Raw genomic sequence first — 25,560 nt, 5'->3', positions numbered from 1 at the left:
AGGAGCAACAGAAACCATGGCGGTTTCCGTAACCCTTCCGGCGCTCGGCGAGAGCGTCACCGAGGGCACTGTCACCCGCTGGCTGAAGGCCGAGGGTGAGCGCGTAGAGGCCGACGAGCCGCTGCTCGAGGTCTCGACCGACAAGGTCGACACCGAGATCCCCTCCCCCGCCGCGGGCATCCTGGCCTCCATCAAGGTCGCCGAGGACGAGACGGTCGAGGTCGGCGCCGAGCTGGCCCTGATCGACGACGGCTCGGGCGCGCCCGCCGCCGCCCCGGCCCCCGCCGCCGAGGAGGCCCCCGCGCCGGCCCCCGAGCCCGCCGCGGCCGCGCCCTCCACCGAGCAGGAGGCCCCCGCCCCGGCCCCGACCGCCGAGGCGGCCACCGGCGCCGGCTCGGCCGAGGGCACCGACGTGGTCCTCCCGGCGCTCGGCGAGTCCGTCACCGAGGGCACCGTCACCCGCTGGCTGAAGGAGGTCGGCGACTCGGTCGAGGCCGACGAGCCGCTCCTCGAGGTCTCCACCGACAAGGTCGACACCGAGATCCCGGCGCCCACCTCCGGTGTGCTCCTGGAGATCACGGTCGCCGAGGACGAGACCGCCGAGGTCGGCGCCAAGCTGGCCGTCATCGGCGCCCCGGGTGCCGCTCCGGCGGCTGCCCCGGCCGCCCCGGCCCCGGCGCCCGCCGCCGCTGCCCCGGCCGCCGCCGCGCCCGCCCCGGCCGCCCCCGCGGCTCCGGCCCCGGCTCCCGCGCCTGCCGCCCCCGCCGCTCCGGCTCCGGCGCCCGCCGCCGCTGCCCCGGCCGCTCCGGCCGCCGCGCCCGCTCCGGTCACCCCGGCTCCGGCCGCCGTCCCGGCTGCCGCCAAGGCCACCGACGAGGGCGCCTACGTCACCCCCCTGGTGCGCAAGCTCGCCGCCGAGCACGGTGTCGACCTGGGCTCCGTCAAGGGCACCGGCGTCGGCGGCCGTATCCGCAAGCAGGACGTCGTCGCCGCCGCCGAGGCCGCGAAGGCCGCTGCCGCCGCTCCGGCTCCGGCCGCCGCTGTGACTGCCGGGGGCCATGCCGCCGCCCCCAAGAAGGCGCCGACCCTGGAGGCTTCTCCCCTCCGCGGCCAGACCATCAAGATGCCGCGCATCCGCAAGGTCATCGGCGACAACATGGTCAAGGCGCTGCACGAGCAGGCGCAGCTGTCGTCGGTCGTCGAGGTCGACGTCACCCGTCTGATGCGGCTGCGCGCCCGCGCCAAGGACTCGTTCGCGGCGCGCGAGGGCGTGAAGCTCTCCCCGATGCCGTTCTTCGTGAAGGCCGCGGCCCAGGCGCTGAAGGCGCACGCGCCCATCAACGCCCGGATCAACGAGGCCGACGGCACGATCACCTACTTCGACGCCGAGAACATCGGTATCGCGGTGGACTCCGAGAAGGGCCTGATGACCCCGGTCATCAAGGGCGCCGGTGACCTCAACATCGCCGGTATCGCCAAGGCCACCGCCGACCTGGCGGGCAAGGTGCGTGCCAACAAGATCACGCCGGACGAGCTGTCCGGTGCGACCTTCACCATCTCCAACACCGGTTCGCGCGGCGCGCTGTTCGACACGATCATCGTGCCGCCGAACCAGGTCGCGATCCTCGGCATCGGCGCCACGGTCAAGCGCCCCGCCGTGATCGAGACGGAGGAGGGCACGGTCATCGGCGTCCGCGACATGACGTACCTGACCCTCTCCTACGACCACCGTCTGGTCGACGGCGCCGACGCGGCCCGTTACCTGACGGCGGTCAAGGCGATCCTGGAGGCGGGCGAGTTCGAGGTCGAGCTCGGTCTGTAGTCCCTGGGCGCACGCGCTACGACGGTGCCCCGTCCGGAGTTCTCCGGGCGGGGCATCCGCGCGTTCGTGCCCTGTCGCCGAGGGGCCCCTCAGCCTGGCCGGTACGGGTCTTTACAAACCGGCGCTCCTCGGGGGCGTGTAAGTCTCGTCTCACCTGCGCGAAAGCACGCCCGTGCGCCTCTCCACCGGAGGGCCGCGGCTTTATTGTCTAGAGGTCAACGCCCTTGGGGCTCTGTCCCCCGCCGAAGGAGCCCGCATGACCACCGCGCCCGTCGTCCACTCGCTGCGCGAACAGATCCGCGAGCACATCGTGGAAGGCATCGTGAGCGGGCGGTGGAAGCCGGGTGAGCGGATCGTGGAGCGGCGGATCGCGACGGAGCTGGAGGTCAGCCAGACGCCCGTGCGGGAGGCGCTGCGCGAGCTGGAGTCGCTGCGGTTGATCGAATCCGCGCCGAACAAGGGCGTACGGGTGCGGAACCTGACGGCGGCCGACCTGGAGGAGAGCTACCCGGTCCGGGCCGGCCTGGAGGCGATCGCGGCGGAGCTGGCGGCGGAGCGGCTGGCGGAGGACTGCTCGGCGCTGGAGCCGCACGTGGCCGCGCTGTACGAGGCGGACCGCAACGCGGACGGTACCTCCCAGGTGCGGCACACGGTGGCGTTCCACCGGGAGCTGGTGCGGGCGGCGGGCAACTCGGTGCTGCTGCACACGTGGGAGGGGCTGGGCATCGAGGTGTTCACGGCCCTGTCGATCCGCTGGCTGGGGACGGTGCAGCAGTCGTACGCCGAGGAGCACGAGGAGCTGGTCGCCGCGTTCCGCCGCCGCGATCCGCGGATCGCGGACCTGGTCAAGTCCCACGTCCTGGGCTGCGCCCCGCACACGGACGACGAACCGGCGTAGCGGTCGGGGGCGGTCGGGGGCGCGTTTTCGGCTGCGGGCCCGGTGGGGGCTGGTCGCGCGGTTCCCCGCGCCCCTTGGTCACCCGGGCTCACCCCATGCTGTTGAGGGGCGCGGGGAACTGCGCGAGAAGCCCCACGCACCCTGCAGTCGCCCACGCACCCCACCCCTCTCCCCCTTGAGCGAACCCCCGCTCAAACGCCGCCCCACCTGCACAAACCCGGGATCGCAGAGGTCACCCGGTGCCACCGCTGGAGGCACCCCGTGCCGACTTTCTCGTGATCAAGATATTTTGCCCGCAACCCTTTGATCGATCATCGATCAGCGGGTTACAGTCACCGACGGGCTTCCACAGGAGCCCGTCGCCCTGTCCTGCCAAAGACCAAGGGCAACCCCCGAACGCTTACCGATGAGGGAACCCCCTTCGACTGAGGAAGGCGGCGCAATGACCGACTCCCACGCCATCCAGCCGAGCGCGCTCGACCAGCTCCCCGACCGGGACCCGGAGGAGACCGCCGAATGGCAGGCCTCCCTGGACGCCGTCGCCAAGGCGGCGGGACCGCACCGCGCGGCGTACCTGATGCGGCGCACCCTGGAGCGCGCGGAGGGCAACGGCATCGCGCTGCCCAAGCTGCTCGAGACGGACTACGTCAACACCATCCCCACCGCCGCCGAGCCGGGCATCCCCGGTGACGAGGCGATGGAGCGCCGGATCACCGCGTGGAACCGCTGGAACGCCGCCGCGATGGTGACCCGCGGCAGCAAGTACGGCGTCGGCGGCCACATCGCGACGTTCGCCTCCGCGGCCTGGCTCTACGAGACGGGCTTCAACCACTTCTTCAAGGGCAAGGAGGCCGACGGCTCGGGCGACCAGCTCTACATCCAGGGCCACGCCTCCCCCGGCATCTACGCCCGCGCCTTCCTCGACGGCCGGCTGAACGAGTCCCACCTGGACAACTTCCGCCGCGAGTCGGGCGGCGACGGCCTCCCGTCGTACCCGCACCCCCGCCGCCTGCCCTGGCTGTGGGAGTTCCCGACGGTGAGCATGGGCCTCGGCCCCCTCTCCGCCATCTACCAGGCGCGCTTCAACCGCTATCTGACCAGCCGCACCATCAAGGACGTCTCGGCCTCCCACGTCTGGGCGTTCCTCGGCGACGGCGAGATGGACGAGCCCGAGTCCACGGCGGCACTCGCCCTGGCCTCCCGTGAGGGTCTCGACAACCTCACCTTCGTCATCAACTGCAACCTGCAGCGCCTCGACGGCCCGGTCCGCGCCAACTTCAAGATCGTGCAGGAGCTGGAGGCCCAGTTCCGGGGCGCCGGCTGGAACGTGATCAAGACCCTCTGGGGCTCCGCCTGGGACGAGCTGTTCCAGCTCGACACCACCGGCGCGCTCGTCCGCCGCCTGCGCGAGGTACCGGACGCGCAGGTGCAGACGTACCAGACCCGCGACGCCGCCTACATCCGCCAGGACTTCTTCGGCAAGGACCCGGCGCTCGTCGAGATGGCGAAGCTGCTGAGCGACGACAAGATCCTGGAGTGCTTCCACCTCTCGCGCGGTGGTCACGAGGCGCGCAAGGTGTACGCCGCCTACAAGGCCGCCGTCGAGTTCAAGGGCGCCCCGACCGTCATCCTGGCGCAGACCGTCAAGGGCTTCACCCTCGGCGAGGGCTTCGCGTCGAAGAACGCCAACCACCAGATGAAGAAGCTGTCGACGGACGAGTTCAAGCAGATGCGTGATCTGCTCGAACTCCCCATCAAGGACAGCGACTTCGTCGACGGCGTGGTCCCCTACGGCCACCCGGGCGCCGACTCCGCCGAGGTCCGCTACCTCCAGGAGCGCCGCGCCGCGCTCGGCGGCCCGGCCCCGGCCCGCCGTACGCACGCGCTGGCCCCGCTGCCGGCCGCCGCCGACAAGACGTTCGCCGCCTTCGACAAGGGCTCCGGCTCGCAGAACGTGGCGACGACCATGGCCTTCGTCCGGCTCGTCAAGGACCTGGTCCGCGACAAGCAGACCGGCCGCCGCTGGGTGCCGATCGTCCCCGACGAGGCCCGCACCTTCGGCATGGAGTCGCTGTTCCCGTCGCTCGGGATCTACTCCCCCAAGGGCCAGACGTACGAGCCGGTCGACCGTGACCAGCTGATGTACTACAAGGAGGCCAAGGACGGGCAGATCCTCAACGAGGGGATCACCGAGGCCGGTTCGATGGCCGACTTCATCGCCGCCTCGACGTCGTACGCGACGCACGGCGAGGCGATGATCCCGTTCTACATCTTCTACTCGATGTTCGGCTGGCAGCGCACGGCCGACCAGATGTGGCAGCTCGGCGACCAGCTCGGCCGCGGCTTCCTCGTCGGTGCCACGGCCGGCCGTACGACCCTGACGGGCGAGGGCCTGCAGCACGCCGACGGCCACTCGCCGGTCATCGCGGCGACGAACCCGGCGGCGCTGACGTACGACCCGGCGTTCGCGTACGAGGTCGCGGCGATCGTCAAGGACGGTCTGCGCCGGATGTACGGCGAGGCCGCCCCGGGCGAGGACCCGAACGTCTTCTACTACCTGACCGTCTACAACGAGCCGATGCCGCAGCCCGCGAAGCCGGGCGTGGCCGGGGTGGACGAGGGCATCGTCAAGGGCCTGTACCGCTTCAACACGGCCGAGTCGGCGGGGCTGTCCCCGGTGGCCAACGCGCCGCGCGTCCAGCTGCTCGGCTCCGGTACGGCGATCCACTGGGCCCTGGAGGCGCAGAAGCTGCTCGCGGAGGAGTGGGGTGTCGCGGCGGACGTGTGGTCGGCGACGTCCTGGAGCGAGCTGCGGCGGGACGCGCTGGAGGCGGATGCCGCGCTGCTGCGCGGGGAGGAGCGGACGCCGTACGTCCGGCAGGCGCTGCAGGGTGCCGAGGGGCCGGTGCTGGCGGTGTCCGACTACATGCGCCAGGTTCCGGACCAGATCGCGCAGTGGGTGGAGCAGGACTACTCCTCGCTCGGTGCGGACGGGTTCGGCATCTCCGACACCCGTGAGGCCGCGCGGCGCCACTTCGGCGTCGACGCGCAGTCGGTCGTGGTCGCGGCCCTCGCGCAGCTCGCGCGGCGGGGTGAGGTCAAGGCGACCTCCGTGAAGGAGGCCCGGGAGCGGTACGGGCTGTAGGGGGCGGGGGCGCCTCCTGGCTCGGGGGCGCGGGTTCGACGGCGGGTGCGGCTCCGGTGGGGGCTGGTCGCGCAGTTCCCCGCGCCCCTGAACAGCACGGGCTGCGCCCCGCGCTGTTCAGGCCCGCACCGGACCACGCACCCCCTCGGTGTCACACCCGCCCGGCATCATGGCCGTATGCGTGCTGCCCGGCTGATCAAGATGGTGTTGCTGCTTCAGTCCCGGCCCTCCATGACCGCCGCCGAACTCGCCCGCGAGCTGGAGGTGTCCGAGCGCACCGTCACCCGGGACGCCCAGGCGCTGTCGGAGGCAGGGGTCCCGGTGTACGCGGACCGGGGGCGGGCCGGAGGCTACCGGCTGATCGGCGGGTACCGGACCCGGCTCACAGGGCTGGCCCGCAGCGAGGCCGAGGCGCTGTTCCTCAGCGGTGTGCCGGGGGCGCTGCGGGAGATGGGGCTGGAGGACGCGGCCTCCGCCGCCCGGCTGAAGGTGTCGGCCGCCCTGCTGCCCTCCCTCCGCGACGCCTCCCGTACGGCCGCCCAGCGCTTCCATCTCGACGCACCCAGCTGGTTCCAGGAGCCGAAGACCCCCGAGCTGCTGCCGGCCGTCGCGGACGCCGTGTGGGACGACCGGCGGATCGTCGCGCGGTACCGCAGGGGCGACGTGGAGGTCGGGCGGGAGCTGGAGCCGTACGGTCTCGTCCTCAAGGCCGGTGTCTGGTACCTGTGCGCCCGTGTGCCCGCCGCGGGCGACGGCACCGGCGAGGGCGACGGCCCGTTCCGGACCTACCGCATCGACCGCTTCCTCTCCGTCGAGGACGGCGGCGACCGCTTCGCCCGCGACGAAGGGTTCGATCTGCCGGGGTACTGGGACGAGCAGACGGAACGGTTCGCCCGGTCGATCCTGCACACGGAGGTCCTCGTACGGCTGTCGGCGCGGGGGCTGCGGAGGCTGGCGTACGTCGTGGATCCCGTGTCCGCGCGCGACGCCCTGGCGGCGGCCGGCTCCCCCGACGAGCTGGGCGGGACCACCGTCACCCTCCGGGTCGAGTCGCAGGAGGTGGCCCACACCCAGCTCACGGCGCTGGGGCCGGAGGCCGAGGTGCTGGCCCCGGCGGAGCTGCGGGAGCGCTTCGCGGACGACGCGCGCCGGCTCGCCGGGCTCTACACCGACGTGTGAGTCCGCCGGGCGTCCGCATCGGTCATAACAATCCGCCGTCCTCCGCGTGCGTCGCACCCGCCCAGGCACGATGCTGGACCCGTGATGGACGAGACGGAGTTCTGGGAGCTGGTGGACACGTCCCGCGAGGACGCCGAGGGCGACCCCGAGGACCAGGCCGACCTGCTCGTGGAACGGCTCGGCCGGCTGGACCCGGAGGCGGTGCTGGACTTCGCCCGGCACTTCGAGTCCCGCTACAACCGCGCCTACACCTGGGACCTCTGGGGCGCCGCGTGGGTGCTGCTGGACGGTGCCAGCGACGACGCGTTCGACTTCTTCCGGTGCTGGCTGATCGGTCAGGGCCGGGAGGTCTTCGAGGGCGCGGTCCACGATCCCGACTCCCTCGCCGGTCTGCTGGACGACTTCGACGACGAGGTCGACGGGGACGGCGAGGAGCTGGGCTACGCCGCGGACGAGGCGTACGAGCAGCTCACCGGTGTGGTCGCCCCGGACCTCGGTCTCCCGCCCCCGCCCGGCGAACCGGAGGGCACCCCGCTGGACTTCGAGGACGAGGCGGCGCTCGCCGAGCGCTGCCCGAAGCTCTGGGAACGCTTCCGGGGCGAGGGCTGAAACGGGTCTTTGCAGGGGCGTGAGCCGCGGCTGCCGCCGTTCAGGGGCGCGAGCCGCGGTTCCCCGCGCGCGGCACGTACGCGTACTGCCCGTCGGCGGACGGGTGGGCGTGCCGGCCCCGCTCCTGACCGGGGGCGGGGTGCTCGGGGGCCGAGGCCCCGTGCAGGGGCGCGGCGTTGGCGCGGTCCAGGGCGGACGCGGTCACGGCGGACGGGCCGAGCACGACGACGGCCGCCGCGCAGGCCACCGTCCAGGGGCTCCGCAGGGCCGAGGTCCAGGACCGCCTCTGGTCGCGGGACGCGTTCTTCGTACGGCTGCCGGTCATTTTCCCCACCACTTTCCCAGGCTCCGGTCGGCGTGACACCGACGACGGTAGGGCGCGTGTCTGGGAGAAGTCTGTGAGGCCCGGGCGCGCTGTCTGTGAACCCGATGAGATCCGGTTCAGCGCCGGCCCTGGAGGTGCGCCGCCAGCTCCCTGATGGCGGGCAGGCGTTCCGCGAGGGCCGCGCCCGGGCAGCTGGTCATGTAACCGTCGCTGTGGCCCGCGAGGGTGGGCAGCAGCACGGTGGTGCCGGAGGGGTAGCGGCTGAGGCTGTTGCTGGAGGTGAGCCGGACGCTGCCGCGCGGGTCGGTGTCGGAGAGGCCGAGTTTCCAGGCCGCCAGGGCGGCGATCGCATCGGTCATGGCCCGGGGGACGGGAACCCCGGCGGTGAAGGTGCCGAGGGCGGCGATGCCGGTGGTGCGGTGGTTGAAGCCCTGGGTGTGGGCGCCGGTGACGGCGCGGGTGATGCCGCCCGCACGGCCCTCGTAGATGGTGCCGCAGCGGTCGACGAGGAAGTTGTAGCCGATGTCGTCCCAGTCCTTGGCTCCGGTCTGGCCGGCGTACAGGTAGCGGATGATGCGGGGCGCGTCGGCGCAGTCGTAGCCGTTGGGCGAGTCCGTGTGGTGGATGAAGACGGCGGCCACCTCGTCGTCGTAGCGGGCGGGCGGCTGGCTGGGCGCTTCCTTCTCCAGCCAGCGGGCCCGCGGCACGATGGGCGGCATGGGCGCCTGGTGCGGCGGGACGGGCCGGGCGGCGGGCCGGCCCGCGCGATGTCCCGGTCGGTCCGTGCCGACCGCGAGCAGGACCAGCACGAGGACGGCCGCAAGGCCGGGCAGACAGGCCAGCAGCACCAGCAGGACGCGCCGGGGCGGATCCGCGTGCTCCCAGGCCAGGCGCACGCGGTCACGGGCCGGGCGCGAGCGCCGGTGGAGCGGGCCCGGGGCGCGCGGGGTCCGGGTACGGCTGCGCCACGCGCGGCGCAGCCGCCGTATTCGCGCCCCCCGTGACATCCGGAACACACGCATGTCCCCAGAGTCACCCGGATGCGCCCCGCCCGCGATGTGGGGTGGGCCACCCGGTGGAAGCGGAAGGAACCAACGCCGTGGCCCGGGGCGTTTTCACTGTTCCAGGCGGATGCGGCACGGTGGTGGCCGGTTCGCGCGGACCGGCGGGCCGCCGCGGGGGCCCGGCTGATCACTGGGGCCGCCGCGCCCGTACTACAGGGTCCCTAGAGAGAGGCGGCTGGAGTGGACGTGCTCGACATCCTGCTGATGCTGGTGATCCTCGCCTACGCGGCGTCGGGTTACCGTCGCGGCCTGGTGGCGGGATGTGTGTCCCTCGCCGGATTCGTGGGCGGCGCGGCCACCGGCGTCTGGGTACTGCCCTGGATGATGGAGCTGGTGGAGGCGGGCACTCCGGCGGCGACGGTCACGGCGGTGCTGACGGTGCTGGTGCCGGGGGTGATCGGACACGAGCTGGCGGGCAGGCTGGCGCTGCGGCTGCGCCGGGAGATCGACCGCAGTCCGCTGCGGGTGGCGGACGGCATCGGCGGGGCGGCGGCCAACACCCTCGCCGTGCTCATCGTGGCCTGGGTGGCCGCGAGCGTCCTCGGGGCGTCCTCGTCGGCGGTGGTGACCAACTCGATCCGTAACTCCGTGCTGCTCGGCGCCGTGCAGGACACCATGCCGGACACCACTCCGGCCTGGTTCTCGGACGCCACGTCCGCGCTCACGGAGGCGGGCTTCCCACAGGTCTTCAACCCGTTCGAGAACGAGGCGACGGCCGAGGTCGCCAAGCCGTCCGGCGACAGTGTCACCGCGGCCGCGACGGGCGCCGCCAAGCGCAGCACGGTGAAGATCGAGGGCGTGGCCGGCACCCAGGGCCGCGAGGGCAGCGGTTTCGTGTACGCCACCGAGCACGTGATGACCAACGCCCATGTGGTGGCGGGCATCGACGACCCGAGCGTGCGCGTGGGCGGCGTGGGCAGGGCGTACGAGGCGAAGGTCGTGCTCTTCGACCCGGACAAGGACGTGGCGGTCCTCTACGTCCCGGGGCTGAAGGCCCCGCTGCTGCGCTTCGACGACAGCGCCGGGCGCGGCGACGCGGCGGTCGTCGCCGGTTACCCGGAGGACGGCGGTCTTGACCTCCAGGCGGCCACGGTCGCCAGCCGTATCGACGCCACCGGCCGGAACATCTACAACACCGACTCGGTGACCCGCGACATCTACTCCATCCGTTCCACGGTCCGCCCCGGCAACTCCGGCGGCCCCCTGCTCACCACCGAGGGCCGGGTGTTCGGCGTGGTCTTCGCCCGTTCCACCTCGGACGCCGAGACGGGTTACGTCCTCACGGTGGACGAGGTCCTCCCGGACGCGAAGCGCGCGGCGGACGCGACGGCGCCGGTGGACACGGGCGAGCTCGTGACCTCGTGACCCGGTGACCTCGTGCCCCGGTGACCCGTCGGTGACGGCCGGCCGGGTCAGGTCAGGCAGGTCGGGTCAGAGCCGGCGGCCCATCAGCACGTCGTCCACGTACTGCCCGTCGAGCAGGAACTCCTCGGGCAGGACGCCCTCCACCACGAACCCCTCGGACTCGTAGAGCTTCCTGGCCGCGGTGTTGTGGCCGAGGACCCGCAGGGTCAGCCGGCGGGCGCCCCGGCGGCGCGCCTCGTCCTGCACGGCGCGCAGCAGCGCTCGCGCGACGCCCGCCCCGCGCGCCCGGTCGGCGACGGCGAGGCCCTGGATCTGGCGGACGTGCGTGTGACACGCCAGGCCGGAGGCGACGGCGAGGCGGACGTACCCGACGACCGTCCCGTCGAGTTCGGCGACCAGGTGGTCCCCCGGGCCGTGACGCTCGTTGAAGAACGGCGGGTACGGCTGCTCGGGGCGGGCCTGGACGGAGTGCAGGGTGGACCAGGTGTCGCGGTCGAGCCGGCTGAGCGTGTCCTCGTCGTCCGAGGTCGCGAGGCGTATGTGGGGAACGGGCATGGCGGCCACTGTACGGCGGCGCCGGTGCGGCCGGACGGCCGGTTCGCGCCCCCGGGACCGCTGTCGTGCCGCGGGGCGGGCAGGATGGAGGCATGACGGATGAATCGCCCGTTCCACCCGGCTCCCGTATCGCGATCGCCGGGGCGTCCGGCCTGATCGGTTCGGCGCTCGCCCGCTCCCTCGCCGACGACGGCCACGAGGTGCTCCGGCTCGTGCGCCGGGCGCCCCGGGCGCGGGGCGAGGTGCGCTGGGACCCGGAGGCGGGGCAGGTCGACACGGCCGGCCTCGCGGGCTGCGCGGCCGTGGTCAATCTCGCCGGCGCGGGGGTCGCGTCCCGCCGCTGGACGGAGTCGTACAAGGCGAGGATCCGCGACAGCAGGGTGCACGGCACCCGGACGCTCGCCGAGGCCGCCGCCCGTCTCGACACCCCGCCGAGCGTGTTCGTCAACGGCAGCGCCATCGGCTTCTACGGCTTCACGGGGGACCGGGTCGTGGACGAGTCGGCTGAGCCGGGGTCGGAGTTCCTGTCCGACCTGTGCGTGGAGTGGGAGGGGGCGACCGAGGCGGCGCGGGCGGCCGGGATCCGTACCGCTTTCGCGCGTACGGGGCTGGTGGTGGCCCGGGGCGGGGGCGCCTGGGGCCCGCTGTTCCCGCTGTTCAAGGCCGGGCTCGGCGGGCGGATGGGCGACGGACGCCAGTACTGGAGCTTCGTCTCGCTGCACGACGAGGTCGCGGCCCTGCGTCATCTGCTCTTCACTCCCTCGCTGTCGGGCCCCTTCAACCTGACCGCGCCGGCCCCCCTGACCAACCGTGAGATCACGGCGGCGATGGGGCGGGTGCTGCGCCGGCCCACCCTGTTCACGGTGCCCGCGCCGGCGCTGCGGCTCGCGCTCGGCGGTGTCGCGGGCGATGTCCTCGGCAGCACGCGGGTGGTGCCGACGCGGTTGCTGGAGTCGGGGTTCACGTTCACGTATCCGGAGATCGACGACGCGATCCGAGCTGCGCTCGGCTGAGCGGGTGGGTTCGTCGTGGGTGAGGGGGCGTTGTCGGGTGCGGGTCCGGTGGGGGCTGGTCGCGCAGTTCCCCGCGCCCCTGAAAAGCAGGGGCTGCGCCCCGTGCTTTTCGGCCCGCCCTTCAGGCCCGCAGGGGCCTGATGCTTTTAGGGGCGCGGGGAACTGCGCGAGAAGCCCCACCGGGCCCGCACCCGCCGACGAACCGGTACCCCCCGGACGCCCGGCGCACGGACCCCCCGTCCATGCCCCCGTGCGAGGTCCCGCGCTCCTTCCCCGGGACCGCTCCCCACCTTCACTCTCAAGCCGAACTCAGGTGTTTCAGAAGGATGTTGGGGGCATAACGTCCCCGCAGCCGCGCGACCTCGGGAGGGGCACGTGCTTGAGTCGGTGCACCAGTCGGCGTTCCCGGCGGACACAGAGGACGCCGAAAGCACAGACGTCATCGTCGTAGGAGCCGGTGTGGCCGGCCTCGCTGCGGCCGGACATCTGACCAGGGCGGGGCTGAGGACCACCGTCCTGGAGGCCGGCCCCGCCGTCGGCGGCCGCATGTCCACCGAGAAGGTCGACGGCTTCCGTCTGGACCGGACCACGCGGCTGCTGTCCACGTCGTACCCGGAACTGCGCCGCACGCCGGGCCTGGAAAGGCTCCCCCTGCGTCCGTTCGCCCCGGGCGTCCTGCTGCACGCCGACGGCCGTCATCAGCGCGCCGGCGCCACCCCTGTCCTGCGGAGCGCGAGGGGCGCACTAACGGCCGCGCGCGCCCTTGCAAGCGCCCCCAGGCTCCCCCGGAACCAGGGCCGCTCCACGAGCGCCCGGCCCGGCCGGCTGGGCGCGCCCGCCGACCAGTCCCGGCTGGCCATGGCGCTGGCCCGGCTCGCCGCGACCGCGCCCGAGCGGCTGCTCACCCGCACGGAGGTACCGGTCGCCCAGGCACTGACCACCCGGGGTTTCCCCCCTCGCACGATCGACGGTTTCGTACGGCCCCTGCTGGCCGCGCTGCTCGCCGACCCGGCGCTGGAGACCTCCAGCCGCTGTGCCGACCTGGCGCTGCACACCTTCGCGACGGGCCGGCTGTGCATCCCGGAGGGCGGCGCCGACACCCTTCCGGAGCTGCTCGCGGCCGCGCTGCCGCCGGGTTCGGTCCGCACGGGGGTGGAGGTCACCGCGATCAGCACGACCTCGGTGACGACGGCGCACCACGGCGTGCTCACCTGCCGTGCCGTGGTGCTGGCCACCGACGCCCGGTCCGCCGCCGCACTGCTGCCGGGGCTGCGGGTCCCGGCGTTCCACCCGGTGACGGTCCTGCACCACGCCACGGACGAGCCGCCGTTGACCGAACCGGCGCTGCTGCTGGACGCCGACCGCAGCGGGCCCGTCTCGCACACGGCGGTCATCAGCCAGGTCGACCCGAGCCGGGCACCGGCGGGCCGTTCCCTGATCACCTCCGTGGTCCTCGGCACTCCCCCGGACCCGGCGCACCTCGACGCCACGGTCCGCGCCCAGCTGGCCCGTCTCTACCGGACGTCCACGACCCGCTGGGAGCTGTTGGCCGCGCACCACGTCCCCGAGGCGGTCCCCGCGATGCCCGCGCCGCACGACCTGCGCCGCCCGGTGCGCCTGCTGGCGGGGCTCTACGTCTGCGGCGACCACCGCGACACCAGCACCGTGCAGGGCGCCCTGCACTCCGCCCGGCGGGCCGCCCACGCCGTCCTGACCGACCTGGACGTCCGCCCGGCGCTCTCGGAGGAGTCCCTGGAAACGGCCGCGTGACAGGCCCCCGAAGACCGCTCAGGGGCGCCCGGCACGGCACCGGGCGCCCCTGTCGTGGTTCCCGCGCCTACCCCAGCGCCGCCACCTTGTCCCGGTACCCCCTCACCGGGGCCGCGTCGCGGTAGGGCTCCAGCCGGCGCTCGAAGTCGCGGACGTACTCCACGGCTCGTACGGAGCGCATCTCCGATGCCTGGCCGGCGGCCTCCGCGCCCAGCTGGCAGGCCTGGTCGAGTTCGCCGAGGCCCAGTCGGGCGGAGGCGAGGACGACGCGGCAGAACAGGCGGCTGCGGGCATAGGCGGGCGCCCGGAGCTGCAGGGAGCGCTCGGCGTGCTGGGCGGCGGCCCGGTACTGCTGCAGGTCGCGGTGGCTGTGCCCGAACTCGTCGGCGAGCTGGGCCTCGTCGAAGAACCGCGCCCAGTGGGGGACCTCGTCCCCGGGGCGGGCCGTCTCCAGGGCGCGCTCGGCGCGCACGAGCGCGGCCGTGGAGGCCCGCACCTCGCCGAGCACCGCGTGCCCCCGCGCCTCCACGGAGTGCAGCAGCGACTGCACCACCGGCGGCACGGCGGACCCGACACCCTGCTGCGCCACGCGGGCGAGCTGTACCGCCTCCCTGCCGTGGCCCAGGTAGACCGCCTGACGGCTCATCGTGACGAGCACGTACGCGCCGTACGCCCGGTCCCCCGCCGCCTGCGCCAGCCGCAGCGCCTGCACGAAGTACCGCTGGGCGAGACCGTGCGCCCCGATGTCGTACGAGGTCCAGCCGGCCAGCCGGGTCAGGTCGGCGGCGGCCGCGAACAGCCGTCGGCCGACCTGCTCGCCGTAGGCGCCGCGCAGCATGGGCTCGGCCTCGTGCTCCAGGTAGCGCACGAGGGCCTGGCGGGCGTGCCCGCCGCCGTAGGCGTCGTCGAGGGCGCGGAACAGCTCCCCCACCGAGCGCAGGGCGGCGATGTCCCCGCCGGTGACCTTCTGGCCGGGGCCGCGCTCGGTCTGGCTGCGCTGCCGGGGGACGGCCGGGCGGCCCTGCGGGGGGACCCGGGTGGCGCCCGGATCACCCCGGCCGACCCGGTCGTCGGCGCGGCCGATCAGCCAGTCCCGGCTGGGGACGACCAGCCCGGCGGGCGTGAACGCGATCTTGCGGAGTTCGGCGTGGCTGCCGGAGTCCTTGCGCCACAGACCGCCGACGATGTCGATGGCCTCCTCGGGGGTGGCGGCGAACTCCAGGCCCGCGTAGACGGGGGCGCAGGCGTCCAGGCCGAGGTCCTGGGCGGTGAGCCGGCGGCCGAGGCGGCGGGTGAACACCTCGGCGATGAGTGCGGGTGTGGTCCCCCGGGGCTGCTGACCACGCAGCCAGCGGGTGACCGACGTCTTGTCGTATCTGAGGTCGAGGCCGTGTTCGAGACCGAGCTGGTCCACACGGCGCGCTAGTCCCGCGTTCGAGAACCCCGCTTCTGCGATGAGGGCGGCGAGCTGGCGGTTGGGGGTGCGCTGCGCGGGTCGTTCCGTCATCTGCGGTGCGGTCTCCTGCCTTCCGGGTGTCGGCGGGGTTTCCCGGATTGCCTGGTGAGAAGCCTTTTGCGGCCTTGTGAACGGCGCGAATGTAGCGGAGAGTAAGCGTCCGATCGCACACTTCCGCGCCCATTCATCCGATCGTGTGAGGATTTGCCGCACGGCTGACGTGGCCGGCCTCCGACACGCGCCGGCCGGGCCCCTCGTACGCCCGGCGGCCGGGGCGTACGACGAGCGTCGGGATCCGCCTCCGCGCCCTGCACCACGGGGGCCGGCGCCGGCGGCGTGGACCGCTCGAACACCGCCCGGTCGCGCGGTCGTACAGTGGCTTGGGCGCGTCACGCGCCTGACAGGGCTATCGCGGTGCCGCCGACCGGCGCCACCGCCGAGGGAGGCGCTTGCCGTGAGTGGGTTGCGGTTCGTCCGCATGGGGTTCGGCACGGAGGCCGTCGAGTACCAGGAGGCGTGGGACGAGCAGCGCCGGGTGCACGCGGCGCGCTTCGCCGACGAGGTCCCCGACACCGTGCTGCTCCTGGAGCACCCGCCGGTCTACACGGCCGGCCGGCGCACGGCCGACAACGAACGCCCCCTCGACGGCACGCCCGTCATCGACGTCGACCGCGGCGGCAAGATCACCTGGCACGGGCCCGGCCAGCTGGTGGGTTACCCGATCCAGAAGCTCCCCCGCCCGGTCGACGTGGTCGCCCACGTGCGGCGCCTGGAGGAGGCCCTGATCCGCACGTGCGCGGAGTTCGGGGTGGAGACCACGCGGGTGGAGGGGCGCAGCGGGGTGTGGGTGCTCGGCGACCCGGTCGAGCGGCGGCTCGGCGGGCTCTCGCTGGACCTCGACCCCCGGATGACCGACGACGAGTTCGATCCGCGGATGAACGGGCCGGAGTACGCGCCCTCCAACGCCGGGCAGCGGCGCGAGGACCGCAAGATCGCCGCGATCGGGATCCGGGTGGCGAAGGGAGTCACGATGCACGGCTTCGCGCTGAACGTGAACCCCGACAACAAGTGGTTCGACCGGATCATCCCGTGCGGGATCCGTGACGCGGGAGTGGCGTCCCTGGCGGGCGAGCTGGGCCGGGACGTCACGATCGACGAGGTCCTGCCGGTGGCCGAGCGGCACCTCCGGGACGTCCTGGAGAACGCGGAGCCGCAGCCGCGGGTGGTGGAGCGGGTGTCGGCGTAGCCCGGGGCGGGGTGCGTTGTCGGGTGCGGCTCCGGTGGGGGCTGGTCGCGCAGTTCCCCGCGCCCCTGAAAAGCAGGGGCTGCGCCCCGCGCTTTCCAGGCCCGCAGGGCCGCCGTCTTTCAGGCCCGCAGGGGCCCGGTCTTCAGGGGCGCGGGGAACTGCGCGAGAAGCCCCACCGGAGCCGCACCCGACAGCGCACCCCCGCGCGGAGCGCGAAAGGGGGCCGGGGGAATGCCACCCCGAAGCCGAAGGTTGCCCACCCCGGGGACCGAGAACCGTACGGGCGTACCCTGGGGGACGCCGAAGAATCGAATGCACAGGGAGCCGATGTGTCCGCAGTCGCACCCGACGGACGCAAGATGCTGCGCCTGGAGGTCCGGAACAGCCAGACCCCCATCGAGCGCAAGCCCGAGTGGATCAAGACCCGGGCGAAAATGGGCCCCGAGTACACGAAGATGCAGGCCCTGGTGAAGAGCGAGGGGCTGCACACGGTCTGCCAGGAGGCGGGCTGCCCCAACATCTACGAATGCTGGGAGGACCGCGAGGCCACCTTCCTCATCGGCGGCGACCAGTGCACCCGGCGCTGCGACTTCTGCCAGATCGACACCGGCAAGCCCGAGGCGCTGGACCGCGACGAGCCCCGCCGCGTGGGCGAGTCCGTGGTCACCATGGACCTGAACTACGCCACCATCACCGGCGTCGCCCGCGACGACCTGGAGGACGGCGGCGCCTGGCTGTACGCCGAGACGGTCCGGCAGATCCACGAGCAGACGTCCGCCCGCGAGGCCGGCCGCACCAAGGTCGAGCTGCTCGCCCCCGACTTCAACGCCGTACCGGAGCTGCTCCGGCAGGTCTTCGAGTCCCGCCCCGAGGTCTTCGCGCACAACGTCGAGACGGTCCCGAGGATCTTCAAGCGCATCCGCCCCGGCTTCCGCTACGAGCGCTCCCTGAAGGTGATCACCGAGGCCCGTGACTTCGGCCTGGTGACCAAGTCCAACCTGATCCTCGGCATGGGCGAGACCCGCGAGGAGGTCAGCGAGGCGCTCAAGCAGCTGCACGACGCCGGCTGCGAGCTGGTGACCATCACCCAGTACCTGCGTCCGAGCGTCCGCCACCACCCCGTGGAGCGCTGGGTCAAGCCGCAGGAGTTCGTGGAGCTGAAGCAGGAGGCCGACGAGATCGGCTTCTCCGGCGTGATGTCCGGCCCGCTGGTCCGCTCCTCGTACCGGGCCGGACGGCTCTACCAGATGGCCGTCGAGAAGCGGGGTTCGTACATCGCCTCGCAGGCCGTCTGACCCCTCCGTCGGACGCTCGGCCAAATGGCACGCAGTGCCATCAGGTCGTGTGAATCCCAGCACAAGCAGCTACTCGCCAGTAATGGCCGATTGACCGCGGTCCTGACCGTCCTCGCAGATGAGGGCACTGTCAGGGCCGCGTCGGGGTTTAAAGGGTGCGAAGCAAGGCTTCACCCTCGTTTGACCGGTCGGTCATGCCCTGGTAACACCAATCAGTGACCCTGGTTTCACACCCGGTACAGAGCCCTAGCCCGAGCAGCCATCCCGAGGGGGGACCTCCCATGCAGGCCGCACCCGTCCGCGCCACTCCCATCCCGTCGTTCACCGATGCACTCCGTGCCGTCGAGTCACTGCTCCTGAGCAGCGGCCAGCGCACCGCCCGCCGCAACGCGTGGACCTCCGTGCTGGAGGACCGCCGCCGCGCCAAGGACCGCTTCGAGGCCGAGCGCGTTCTCGAGGCCGCCGTCGCCTCGCGCACCTCGTAACCGCCGTAGCCCCTGCGCACCACCCCGTACAGCGCACGATCCCGTGCGCGGCACCACCCGTACGCAGCACGACCCCGCTCGCAGCACCACCGTCGGCACCGCCGCCGCCCGGCGCCGCTTCCCCGGCGCAGCCGCCGGTCTCCGGTCCCCACCGGCACCGCCGTCGTCCTCGCTTCCCCGGACACGTAGACTTCGTGCCATGGCGAGGAAGGAACCCGCAGCGGACGCTGCGAACCCCGGGCGACTCAAGCAGATCGCTCTGACGTACAAGATGACCCGCAAGGCCGACAAGAAGATCGGTCTTGTACTCGCGGCTGTCGGAATCATCACCTTCGGTGTCTTCCTCGCGATCGGTTTCTTGATCGGTCACCCCATCTATCTCGGCATCCTGGGCCTTCTGCTCGCCTTGCTCGCGATGGCGATCGTCTTCGGACGGCGGGCCGAGCGGGCCGCGTTCGGGCAGATGGAGGGCCAGCCGGGTGCCGCCGCGGCGGTGCTGGACAACGTGGGCCGTGGCTGGACCACCACCCCCGCGGTGGCGATGAACCGCAGCCAGGACGTGGTGCACCGCGCCGTCGGCAAGGCCGGCATCGTCCTGGTCGCCGAGGGCAACCCGAACCGGGTGAAGAGCCTGCTGGCCGCCGAGAAGCGGAAGATGGCCCGCATCGTGGCGGACGTCCCGGTGCACGACCTGGTCGTGGGCACCGGCGAGGGCCAGACCGAGCTGAAGAAGCTCCGCACCACGATGCTCAAGCTGCCGCGCGTCCTGACCGGCCCCCAGGTGACCGCCACCAACGACCGGCTGCGCGCGATGGGCGACCTGATGAGCAACATGCCGCTCCCCAAGGGTCCGATGCCGAAGGGCATGCGCATGCCCAAGGGCGGCCCGAAGGCCCGCTGACGAGACGCCGTACGACGAGGGGGGCGCCCGGATCACTCCGGGCGCCCCCCTCGTCGTACGGCGTCGTACAGGGGCGTCAGACACGCACCTCCACCGTGCGCGCCAGCCGGTCGTGCAGACCGCGGCCGTCGCGGTCCCAGACCAGGGCGGGGATGGCTAGGCAGAGCAGGACCGAGCGGACGGCGGCGCGCCAGGGGATCACCGTGCCGGTGTCCTGGGAGACGACCCGGAGGCCGAAGAGGCGCTTGCCGGGCGTGAAGCCGACCGTGCCCAGGGTGAGGGCGTGCAGCAGGAAGAAGATGAGCAGGGCCCAGTTGCTGGTGGCCTGGTCGTAGCCGTCGGTGATGAGGCCGTATGCGATCAAGAGACACAGGCCCCAGTCGACGGCGAGGGCGCCGAGACGGCGTCCGGGGCGGGCGATGGAGCCGGGCCCCTCCTCGGGCAGACCGAGCTGCTCTCCCCTGTATCCGAAGTCGACTCCGGCCGCCTCCGCGGCTTCGCGGGGGCCGGAGAGCCACGATCCGAGTGCTTGCCTCTTGTCCACCCGACCACGGTACTGCCACCGTTTTGCCATACGGACAGGTGGGGTGCGGGGCGGGATGTCCGGTTAACTTGTGCGAAACAAATGGGTCACGTACGAGAAACCACCCGTCCCTAGGGTCGACGACAGCGTGTGCCACCGCACTGGCAGCACGAACGAACTACCACCCCGGCAGGACGTCGGGAGTAGGAGGAGCTGGATGTTCCAGAACGCCGACGAGGCCAAGAAGTTCATCGCGGACGAGGACGTCAAGTTCGTCGACGTCCGCTTCTGCGACCTGCCGGGCGTGATGCAGCACTTCACGATCCCGGCCGAGGCCTTCGACCCGGCCGAGGAGCTCGCGTTCGACGGCTCCTCGATCCGCGGCTTCCAGGCCATCCACGAGTCCGACATGGCGCTCCGCGCCGACCTGTCCACCGCGCGCGTCGACCCGTTCCGCCGCGACAAGACGGTCAACATCAACTTCTTCATCCACGACCCGATCACGGGCGAGCAGTACTCCCGTGACCCGCGGAACGTGGCGAAGAAGGCCGAGGCGTACCTCGCGTCCACCGGCATCGCCGACACCGCGTACTTCGGCCCCGAAGCCGAGTTCTACGTTTTCGACAGCGTGCGCTTCAAGACCTCGGAGAACGAGTCCTTCTACCACATCGACTCCGAGGCGGGCGCCTGGAACACCGGTGCGCTGGAGGACAACCGCGGTTACAAGGTCCGCTACAAGGGCGGGTACTTCCCGACCCCGCCGGTCGACCACTTCGCCGACCTGCGTGCGGAGATCTCGCTGGAGCTGGCCAAGTCCGGCCTCCAGGTCGAGCGCCAGCACCACGAGGTGGGCACCGCCGGCCAGGCCGAGATCAACTACAAGTTCAACACGCTGCTCGCCGCGGCCGACGACCTGCAGCTCTTCAAGTACATCGTGAAGAACGTGGCCTGGCGCAACGGCAAGACCGCGACCTTCATGCCGAAGCCGATCTTCGGCGACAACGGCTCGGGCATGCACGTCCACCAGTCGCTGTGGGCGGGCGGCTCGCCGCTCTTCTACGACGAGGCCGGGTACGCGGGCCTGTCGGACATGGCGCGCTACTACATCGGCGGCATCCTCAAGCACGCCCCGTCGCTGCTGGCCTTCACGAACCCGACGGTGAACTCGTACCACCGCCTGGTCCCCGGCTTCGAGGCCCCGGTCAACCTGGTCTACTCGCAGCGCAACCGCTCCGCCGCCATGCGTATCCCGATCACGGGTTCGAACCCGAAGGCCAAGCGCGTCGAGTTCCGCGCGCCCGACTCCTCCGGCAACCCGTACCTCGCCTTCTCGGCCCTGCTCCTCGCGGGCCTGGACGGCGTCAAGAACAAGATCGAGCCGGCCGAGCCGATCGACAAGGACCTCTACGAGCTGGCTCCCGAGGAGCACGCGGGCGTCCCCCAGGTCCCGACCTCCCTCCCGGCCGTCCTCGACTCGCTGGAGCGCGACCACGAGTTCCTCCTCCAGGGCGACGTCTTCACGCCGGACCTGATCGAGACGTGGATCGACTACAAGCGCGCCAACGAGATCGCCCCGCTGCAGCTGCGCCCGCACCCGCACGAGTTCGAGCTGTACTTCGACGTGTGATCGAGCCCGTGAGCCAGCGCCGTAGGCGTGTGGTTCCGGTCGGTCGCTGAGTTGTTCGACGGCGCCCCCGTTCCCGCTTTCCGGGACGGGGGCGTCGTCGTATGGTTCTGGCACGACTGTTCGATGGATGACGGGGGACACGGGAATGCCCGAACAGGACGACGGCGAGCGCGAGTTCGACATCAAGTGGGCGGACAACGCCGAGCACAAGGAGCCCTCCGCGCGGGCCCGGATGCTCGCCGCGCGGTGGAAGGAGAACCCGCCCGCGCCCCAGCCGTTCCGGGCAGACCCCGGCCCGGCCGGACCGCGGCGGTCCTCGTGGGTGTCGACGGTGATCGTCTTCGGCTGCGTGGCGGGGCTCATCGCGCTGATCGGTTACGTCAACTACCGGTCGTCGTACTGAGCGGTCCGCCGCTACCCGCCGCCCTTGTCGCGGTCCTGTCGACGGGTCGCCGACGGGCGTTCTCGGCGGTAGCGGCGCTCCCATCTCGCCTGCTGGTCACGGCGATCGCGGTACGCGCGGTAGGAGCCGGGCTGGGCCGGGTTGCCACCCGCCGGGGAGCCCGACGAGCCTCCCTCCGTGCGGCCGTACCGGACGTACAGGTAGAGCAGGGCGACGGCGGCCAACCAGAGGACGTGGTCGGTGAATCCCATGACGACCAGGACCGCGGTCGCCGAGAGGATCAACGTGCCCATGACGGGACTCCTCGGGGCGTGGCGTGGGTGAGGGCTGCACGGGGAGGCGCGGCCCCGGCGTCGGCGCGCGATGGCCGTCCCGTGCGGGCCCGGGGCCCGAAAGGCTTCGCTCCGCATGTCCAGGATGCTCGTGCGGAGGGTGCGTGGGCATCTCATTATTCGCGGCCGGCGCGGCCCGTTGCCGGTCGGTGAGGTCCGACAGGGGTGCCGGCTCCGGGGGATGCTGCTCCCATGGAATCAGAGGATCATGAGTGGGACGGCACCCTGGCGTGGGTGGCCGCGCAGCTCCCCGAGGGCCGTTCCGTACGCAACTGGGCTGATCTGCGCGGTGGTTGGACCTCGCGGATGCGTCGGCTGACGCTGGACGACGGCTCGGATCTCGTCCTGCGGTCGTTCGTGCGGCCGTTCTTCCGGCGGCACGCTCCCGGGCTGCTGGAGCGTGAGGCCGCGGTCCTCACGTTGCTCACGCCGTACGACGGCATACCCGCGCCGCGTCTGCACGCCGTCGACCCGTCCGCCGAACTCGCCGGTCTGCCGTCGCTGTTGATGTCCCTGCTGCCGGGATCGCCGCGGGTGGAGGAGGACGGGGACCTGGAGGCACGGCTGGACCTGCTCGCCGGGCAGCTCGCGCGGATCCACGCGGTGGTTCCGGAGCGGCGGCCTCGCACGTACCAGCCCTGGACCTCGCCCGAGCGGGTCACCGTGCCGGGCGGTGCGCCGTGGGAGCGGGCTGTGGAGGTGATCCGGCGGGAGGCACCCGCGTACGAAGGGTGCTTCCTGCACCGGGACTTCCATCCAGGGAACGTCCTGTTCACGGGTACGGGTGGCGGTGCGGACGGCGGTCTGCGGATCAGCGGGGTCGTGGACTGGGTGGAGACCTCGTGGGGGCCTGCGGACCTCGATGTGGCGCACTGCTCGACCGCCCTGGCGTTGTTGTACGGGGCGGAACACGGCCTCGGGTTCCGTGAGCGGTACGAGGCACGAGGCGGGCGTCACCTGGCCGGGGATCTGGACCACCTGTACTGGCGGCTGCTGGACGCGCTGGCCTACGCACCCGACGCGGAGAAGCTCGCGGTGCCCTGGCGGGAGCTGGGGCGGACGGATCTGACGCCGGAGGTGCTGGGGGCGCGGCTGGAGGTGTATGTGGGCGGGCTGCTGGAGCGGTACGCGTAGGGGGCGGAGGTGGAGAGGGGCGGGGGCGTGGTGCGGGGCCGATTGTCAGTGGGGTCCGGGAGGATGCGGGTGGAGGGCCTGGACCCGATCGCCACTCGGGTTCTCACATTTCCGGGTCCTCGGGACGGGCGCGGGGCACGGGTGAAGGCGGTGGGCATGGCTGGTGAGCGGCTGCGGTATGTCGGAGTGGCCGAGCGGCGGGTGCGGCTGGGGCTGAGGCAGCGGTTGGCCGGATCCGTACGGGCGGAGAGGCCCGAGGAGGTGGCTGATTCTCTGGTGGCGTTGCACGGCTCGGACCCCGCGACGGTGCCTCTCGCGGTGGGCGCGCGGCTCGCCGATGCCAAGCGGACGGTGTCCGAGACCGAGCGGGCGCTGTACGAGGACCGCTCACTCGTCCGTATGCACGGGATGCGGCACACCGTGTTCGTGTTCCCGGCCGGGCTGACCGCCGTGGTGCACGCCTCGACCTCCCTCACGGTCGCCGCGCGGGAGCGGGCCTCGCTGCTGAAGGACATGGCCGCGGCCGGGGCGCCGGACGCGGCCTGGCTGAAGGAGGTCGAGGAGTCGGCGCTGGCCGCGCTGGCCCGCCGGGGCCAGGCCACCGCGTCCGAACTCGCCGAGGACGAACCTAGGTTGCGGGAGAAGTTCGTGTACGCGGCCGGGAAGAGCTACGAGGGGACGCACACGGTCTCGACGCGGCTGCTGAGGGTGCTGGGGGTGGAGGGCAGGGTCGTGCGGGGGCGGCCCCTCGGCTCCTGGACGTCGAGCCAGTTCCGGTGGGCGGTGGCTCCCGCGCACCCCGAGCTGGATGCGGCGCAGGCGCAGGCGTCCCTGCTGGAACGGTGGTTGGCGGCCTGCGGTCCGGCGACCGAGGCGGACCTGAAGTGGTGGACGGGGTGGCGTGTCACCGAGGTCCGCCGGGCGCTGGCGGCGATCGGGGCGCGGGCCGTGGCACTGGACGAGGGCACGGGGTATGTGACCGCCGAGGACGAGGCGCCGGTGTCCGGCCCCGGTGAGCCCTGGGCGGCCCTCCTGCCCGCCCTCGACCCTACGGCGATGGGCTGGCAGCGGCGCGACTGGTATCTCGCCCCCGGACTCCGGCCGGCCCTCTTCGACTACAGCGGCAACGTCGGGCCGACGGTGTGGTGGAACGGCCGCGTGATCGGCGGCTGGGCCCAGCGCTCCGACGGGGAGATCGTCTGGCGGCTGCTCGACACGGAGGGGGTGGGGCGGGAGGCCGAGGAGGCGATCCGGGCGGAGGCCGCGCGGCTGCGGGGGTGGGTGGGTGACACGCGGGTCACGCCGCGCTTCCGGACGCCGTTGGAGAAGGAGTTGGTGTGATCGGGGTGAGGTGGGAAGGGGTGGGGCTTCGTCGCCGGGTGCGGGTCCGGTGGGGCGTCTCGCGCAGTTCCCCGCGCCCCTGGAAGCGCAGGCCCCTGCGGGCCTGAAAGGCGACGGCCCTCCGGGCCTGGAAAGCACGGGGCGCAGCCCCTGCTTTTCGGGGGCGCGGGGAACTGCGCGACCAGCCCCCACCGGACCCGCACCCGGCGACGGAACGAAACCCCACCCCGCCGACACCGACGAGCGCCGGGTGCCCCCACAGCAGGGGGCACCCGGCGAACCGGCTCACTTGGAGGGGCACTGCTTCCATGCCAGGTGATAGATCGTGCTGATGTCACCGTCCGTCGAGTCCATGGTCATGAAACTCGTGCTGCTGGCCGGCGACGACCCCCGGTTGACCCTCAGCTCGGTGTTGATGTTGAAGTTGCGCTCGACCCCACAGGGCGCCCACACCAGCTGGGCCCAGTCGGTCTCGTCCGTAGCCTGCCAGTTGTCCTCCTTGGGACCGGTGAACGTGTGGGTCCTGGAGGCCGTGTCCGGGGAGCCCTGGAAGTAGTACGAGGCCTTCTCGACGCCGCTCGCGCCGCGCGCGAGAGAGGCGAAGCCGCGGTAGTCGACGCTGGCGATGGCGTACGTGAAGCCACCGGGCACGTGGACGATCAGGTTGAGCTGGCAGTTCTTGCGGAACGCGGTGGACGGGGCACCGCCGCCGACCTGCGCGAGGTAGTCGCTGTAGGTCACGGTGAACGCGGTGTTGTCCGGAGAGACGGCGACCGCGGCCGTGCCCTGGGGACAGCCGGAGCCGTTCACCGTGGCGACCTTGATGACGATCTTGTCCGGGGGCGGGTCCTCGAAGGGGGACTCGGCCTGCGCGGGAAGCGCACCGGCGAACAGGGCGGCTACGGCGCCGCCCAGGAGGAGACCTCGAACCATGGGGGGTTCTCCCATCAGAGTCATGCACATGTCAATAGACGCGCGCGAGAACCCCGCGGCCTGCGAGAACACCGCCCGCATGGAACGCGGGCTGTGAAGCAGCTGTGAAGACCGGGGGGCGACCGCATCGTATGGACCC

General features: G+C 72.4%; 23 protein-coding genes. 16 read left to right on the top strand and 7 right to left on the bottom strand.

Translation table 11 applies throughout. The features are described from left to right. Positions 1-16 precede the first annotated feature (16 nt). The 5 genes from sucB (at position 17) to SCAB_RS32000 (ending at position 7,653) form a co-directional block, all read left to right on the top strand. Positions 17-1,822 (top strand): 2-oxoglutarate dehydrogenase, E2 component, dihydrolipoamide succinyltransferase, encoded by a 1,806-nt coding sequence (gene sucB, locus SCAB_RS32020; protein ID WP_013004259.1) that lies wholly within the window; start codon positions 17-19, stop codon positions 1,820-1,822. Between the two features lie 256 nt (positions 1,823-2,078). Beyond that, a complete protein-coding gene (locus SCAB_RS32015; RefSeq protein WP_005478380.1) occupies positions 2,079-2,720 on the top strand; it encodes a GntR family transcriptional regulator in 642 nt (213 codons plus the stop codon). 442 nt (positions 2,721-3,162) lie between these two features. Then, positions 3,163-5,865, top strand: a complete 2,703-nt coding sequence (aceE, locus tag SCAB_RS32010) for a pyruvate dehydrogenase (acetyl-transferring), homodimeric type (RefSeq protein WP_013004258.1) — start codon at positions 3,163-3,165, stop codon at positions 5,863-5,865. Positions 5,866-6,042: 177 nt separating this feature from the next. Then, positions 6,043-7,044 (top strand): helix-turn-helix transcriptional regulator, encoded by a 1,002-nt coding sequence (locus SCAB_RS32005; RefSeq protein ID WP_013004257.1) that lies wholly within the window; start codon positions 6,043-6,045, stop codon positions 7,042-7,044. A gap of 84 nt (positions 7,045-7,128) precedes the next feature. Continuing rightward, the gene (locus SCAB_RS32000; RefSeq protein ID WP_041669907.1) at positions 7,129-7,653 is read left to right on the top strand and encodes a DUF4240 domain-containing protein; all 525 of its coding nucleotides are present in this window, start codon (positions 7,129-7,131) and stop codon (positions 7,651-7,653) included. A 40-nt stretch (positions 7,654-7,693) separates the two neighbouring features. Here SCAB_RS32000 and SCAB_RS31995 read toward each other — a convergent pair whose 3' ends face one another. Together SCAB_RS31995 and SCAB_RS31990 are read right to left on the bottom strand one after the other, a co-directional pair. Beyond that, positions 7,694-7,978 carry a hypothetical protein gene (locus SCAB_RS31995; RefSeq protein WP_061335461.1) on the bottom strand — a complete coding sequence of 95 codons (285 nt, stop codon included), beginning with the start codon at positions 7,976-7,978 and terminating at the stop codon, positions 7,694-7,696. A gap of 116 nt (positions 7,979-8,094) precedes the next feature. Further along, positions 8,095-8,874, bottom strand: coding sequence for a peptidoglycan recognition protein family protein (locus SCAB_RS31990; protein WP_013004254.1), 780 nt, complete (start codon positions 8,872-8,874; stop codon positions 8,095-8,097). A 348-nt stretch (positions 8,875-9,222) separates the two neighbouring features. Between SCAB_RS31990 and SCAB_RS31985 the strand changes: the two genes are divergently transcribed. After that, positions 9,223-10,407 (top strand): MarP family serine protease, encoded by a 1,185-nt coding sequence (locus tag SCAB_RS31985; protein ID WP_013004253.1) that lies wholly within the window; start codon positions 9,223-9,225, stop codon positions 10,405-10,407. 66 nt (positions 10,408-10,473) lie between these two features. Here SCAB_RS31985 and SCAB_RS31980 read toward each other — a convergent pair whose 3' ends face one another. Next, positions 10,474-10,962, bottom strand: a complete 489-nt coding sequence (locus SCAB_RS31980; RefSeq protein ID WP_013004252.1) for a GNAT family N-acetyltransferase — start codon at positions 10,960-10,962, stop codon at positions 10,474-10,476. A gap of 92 nt (positions 10,963-11,054) precedes the next feature. Here SCAB_RS31980 and SCAB_RS31975 point away from each other — a divergent pair, with 92 nt between their 5' ends. Then, positions 11,055-11,975 carry a TIGR01777 family oxidoreductase gene (locus tag SCAB_RS31975; protein ID WP_013004251.1) on the top strand — a complete coding sequence of 307 codons (921 nt, stop codon included), beginning with the start codon at positions 11,055-11,057 and terminating at the stop codon, positions 11,973-11,975. Positions 11,976-12,350: 375 nt separating this feature from the next. Beyond that, on the top strand, positions 12,351-13,745 hold the full coding sequence (locus SCAB_RS31970) for an NAD(P)/FAD-dependent oxidoreductase (protein WP_041669898.1): 1,395 nt from the start codon (positions 12,351-12,353) through the stop codon (positions 13,743-13,745). A 67-nt stretch (positions 13,746-13,812) separates the two neighbouring features. Here SCAB_RS31970 and SCAB_RS31965 read toward each other — a convergent pair whose 3' ends face one another. Beyond that, the gene (locus SCAB_RS31965; protein WP_013004249.1) at positions 13,813-15,252 is read right to left on the bottom strand and encodes a hypothetical protein; all 1,440 of its coding nucleotides are present in this window, start codon (positions 15,250-15,252) and stop codon (positions 13,813-13,815) included. A gap of 403 nt (positions 15,253-15,655) precedes the next feature. Between SCAB_RS31965 and lipB the strand changes: the two genes are divergently transcribed. The 4 genes from lipB to SCAB_RS31945 all read left to right on the top strand — a co-directional run bounded on the left by lipB (position 15,656) and on the right by SCAB_RS31945 (position 19,128). Further along, positions 15,656-16,447, top strand: a complete 792-nt coding sequence (gene lipB, locus SCAB_RS31960; RefSeq protein ID WP_061335459.1) for a lipoyl(octanoyl) transferase LipB — start codon at positions 15,656-15,658, stop codon at positions 16,445-16,447. A 329-nt stretch (positions 16,448-16,776) separates the two neighbouring features. Next, positions 16,777-17,742, top strand: coding sequence for a lipoyl synthase (gene lipA, locus SCAB_RS31955; protein WP_013004247.1), 966 nt, complete (start codon positions 16,777-16,779; stop codon positions 17,740-17,742). Positions 17,743-18,023: 281 nt separating this feature from the next. Further along, positions 18,024-18,227: an SCO2195 family GlnR-regulated protein gene (locus SCAB_RS31950; protein ID WP_013004246.1), complete on the top strand. Its 204-nt coding sequence runs from the start codon at positions 18,024-18,026 to the stop codon at positions 18,225-18,227. Between the two features lie 199 nt (positions 18,228-18,426). After that, positions 18,427-19,128, top strand: a complete 702-nt coding sequence (locus tag SCAB_RS31945; protein WP_013004245.1) for a DUF4191 domain-containing protein — start codon at positions 18,427-18,429, stop codon at positions 19,126-19,128. A gap of 76 nt (positions 19,129-19,204) precedes the next feature. Here SCAB_RS31945 and SCAB_RS31940 read toward each other — a convergent pair whose 3' ends face one another. After that, positions 19,205-19,672, bottom strand: a complete 468-nt coding sequence (locus tag SCAB_RS31940; protein WP_013004244.1) for an RDD family protein — start codon at positions 19,670-19,672, stop codon at positions 19,205-19,207. A gap of 196 nt (positions 19,673-19,868) precedes the next feature. Here SCAB_RS31940 and glnA point away from each other — a divergent pair, with 196 nt between their 5' ends. Continuing rightward, positions 19,869-21,278 carry a type I glutamate--ammonia ligase gene (glnA, locus tag SCAB_RS31935; protein ID WP_013004243.1) on the top strand — a complete coding sequence of 470 codons (1,410 nt, stop codon included), beginning with the start codon at positions 19,869-19,871 and terminating at the stop codon, positions 21,276-21,278. 145 nt (positions 21,279-21,423) lie between these two features. After that, complete coding sequence (locus SCAB_RS31930; RefSeq protein WP_041669896.1) at positions 21,424-21,681, top strand: SCO2583/SCO2584 N-terminal domain-containing protein; 258 nt, start codon at positions 21,424-21,426, stop codon at positions 21,679-21,681. Between the two features lie 11 nt (positions 21,682-21,692). Here SCAB_RS31930 and SCAB_RS31925 read toward each other — a convergent pair whose 3' ends face one another. After that, positions 21,693-21,974 (bottom strand): hypothetical protein, encoded by a 282-nt coding sequence (locus SCAB_RS31925; RefSeq protein ID WP_013004241.1) that lies wholly within the window; start codon positions 21,972-21,974, stop codon positions 21,693-21,695. A gap of 231 nt (positions 21,975-22,205) precedes the next feature. Here SCAB_RS31925 and SCAB_RS31920 point away from each other — a divergent pair, with 231 nt between their 5' ends. Continuing rightward, entirely contained in the window at positions 22,206-23,147 is a 942-nt protein-coding gene (locus SCAB_RS31920) for a phosphotransferase family protein (protein WP_013004240.1), read from the top strand. A 156-nt stretch (positions 23,148-23,303) separates the two neighbouring features. Then, positions 23,304-24,488 carry a winged helix DNA-binding domain-containing protein gene (locus tag SCAB_RS31915; RefSeq protein WP_037728325.1) on the top strand — a complete coding sequence of 395 codons (1,185 nt, stop codon included), beginning with the start codon at positions 23,304-23,306 and terminating at the stop codon, positions 24,486-24,488. A gap of 285 nt (positions 24,489-24,773) precedes the next feature. Here SCAB_RS31915 and SCAB_RS31910 read toward each other — a convergent pair whose 3' ends face one another. Continuing rightward, positions 24,774-25,421, bottom strand: coding sequence for a DUF4360 domain-containing protein (locus SCAB_RS31910; RefSeq protein WP_013004238.1), 648 nt, complete (start codon positions 25,419-25,421; stop codon positions 24,774-24,776). Positions 25,422-25,560 lie beyond the last annotated feature (139 nt).

The sequence above is a fragment of the Streptomyces scabiei 87.22 genome, assembly GCF_000091305.1.
GTDB classification, from domain to species: domain Bacteria; phylum Actinomycetota; class Actinomycetes; order Streptomycetales; family Streptomycetaceae; genus Streptomyces; species Streptomyces scabiei.
The sequence above is the reverse complement of the archived record's forward strand: the minus strand, read 5'-3'. Positions and strand labels throughout refer to the sequence as shown.

What these genes read in the sequence shown, in the direction of transcription:
- SCAB_RS31945 (WP_013004245.1), top strand. Translation starts at nt 18,427, where the DNA reads ATGGCGAGGAAGGAACCCGCAGCGGACGCTGCGAACCCCGGGCGACTC.
- SCAB_RS31965 (WP_013004249.1), bottom strand. Translation starts at nt 15,252, where the DNA reads ATGACGGAACGACCCGCGCAGCGCACCCCCAACCGCCAGCTCGCCGCC.
- SCAB_RS32000 (WP_041669907.1), top strand. Translation starts at nt 7,129, where the DNA reads ATGGACGAGACGGAGTTCTGGGAGCTGGTGGACACGTCCCGCGAGGAC.
- SCAB_RS31950 (WP_013004246.1), top strand. Translation starts at nt 18,024, where the DNA reads ATGCAGGCCGCACCCGTCCGCGCCACTCCCATCCCGTCGTTCACCGAT.
- glnA (WP_013004243.1), top strand. Translation starts at nt 19,869, where the DNA reads ATGTTCCAGAACGCCGACGAGGCCAAGAAGTTCATCGCGGACGAGGAC.
- aceE (WP_013004258.1), top strand. Translation starts at nt 3,163, where the DNA reads ATGACCGACTCCCACGCCATCCAGCCGAGCGCGCTCGACCAGCTCCCC.
- SCAB_RS31995 (WP_061335461.1), bottom strand. Translation starts at nt 7,978, where the DNA reads ATGACCGGCAGCCGTACGAAGAACGCGTCCCGCGACCAGAGGCGGTCC.
- SCAB_RS32005 (WP_013004257.1), top strand. Translation starts at nt 6,043, where the DNA reads ATGCGTGCTGCCCGGCTGATCAAGATGGTGTTGCTGCTTCAGTCCCGG.
- SCAB_RS31910 (WP_013004238.1), bottom strand. Translation starts at nt 25,421, where the DNA reads ATGGTTCGAGGTCTCCTCCTGGGCGGCGCCGTAGCCGCCCTGTTCGCC.
- SCAB_RS31930 (WP_041669896.1), top strand. Translation starts at nt 21,424, where the DNA reads ATGCCCGAACAGGACGACGGCGAGCGCGAGTTCGACATCAAGTGGGCG.
- SCAB_RS31915 (WP_037728325.1), top strand. Translation starts at nt 23,304, where the DNA reads ATGGCTGGTGAGCGGCTGCGGTATGTCGGAGTGGCCGAGCGGCGGGTG.
- SCAB_RS31925 (WP_013004241.1), bottom strand. Translation starts at nt 21,974, where the DNA reads ATGGGCACGTTGATCCTCTCGGCGACCGCGGTCCTGGTCGTCATGGGA.
- SCAB_RS31975 (WP_013004251.1), top strand. Translation starts at nt 11,055, where the DNA reads ATGACGGATGAATCGCCCGTTCCACCCGGCTCCCGTATCGCGATCGCC.
- SCAB_RS31980 (WP_013004252.1), bottom strand. Translation starts at nt 10,962, where the DNA reads ATGCCCGTTCCCCACATACGCCTCGCGACCTCGGACGACGAGGACACG.
- SCAB_RS32015 (WP_005478380.1), top strand. Translation starts at nt 2,079, where the DNA reads ATGACCACCGCGCCCGTCGTCCACTCGCTGCGCGAACAGATCCGCGAG.
- SCAB_RS31920 (WP_013004240.1), top strand. Translation starts at nt 22,206, where the DNA reads ATGGAATCAGAGGATCATGAGTGGGACGGCACCCTGGCGTGGGTGGCC.
- sucB (WP_013004259.1), top strand. Translation starts at nt 17, where the DNA reads ATGGCGGTTTCCGTAACCCTTCCGGCGCTCGGCGAGAGCGTCACCGAG.